This is a genomic window from Geobacillus sp. Manikaran-105 (assembly GCF_002809955.1).
In the GTDB taxonomy this organism is placed as follows: Bacteria; Bacillota; Bacilli; order Bacillales; family Anoxybacillaceae; genus Geobacillus; species Geobacillus thermophilus.
In genome coordinates, this window is record NZ_PIJG01000054.1 from 28,388 (window position 1) to 28,880 (window position 493).

Here is a 493-nt window from a genome sequence, read left to right on the forward strand (position 1 = left end):
GGCGTCGAACAAAAGCGAGTGCTTTTTTCGGAAGAGGCGTCATCGTTTCTAATCGGTGTTGTGCTCTTTCTAGGATGCGATCATACACTCGTTCCCACCGTCTCGCTTCTTCTTCGGAAAGTGCACCGTGATGGGCTTCGACGGCTTGCTTGGCGGCTAACAGAAACGTGGTCATGCGCATCGCCCACGTATGCCCCTGTTCGATGAATCCTTTTAAYTCACGCAAATGGTGGGCATGACAAAGGGCATGGGTGGCATGTGTGTATTTCGGATACGTACCGAACGCATCGTGCATCATCGTCCCTTCATATCGGGGAAGAATCCCGATATCATCGGTCGCTTTTTTTCCACGAGAAGCGTGAGGAGCCAAGTATGTATATCTCGATGTACACGCGACATGCACCCATGCGAGTTTCCCATTGATGCGCAAACTCGTTTCATCGACATGCAGGATGTTGGATTCAAGTAAGGCGTCTTCGATGATGTCCATATT

1 protein-coding gene is annotated in these 493 nt (G+C 50.2%); it reads right to left on the reverse strand.

Annotated features, from left to right (window positions below):
* Positions 1-493, reverse strand: a 493-nt coding sequence (locus CV945_RS14180; RefSeq protein ID WP_369827739.1) for an IS66 family transposase, incomplete at both ends; no start/stop codon positions are given.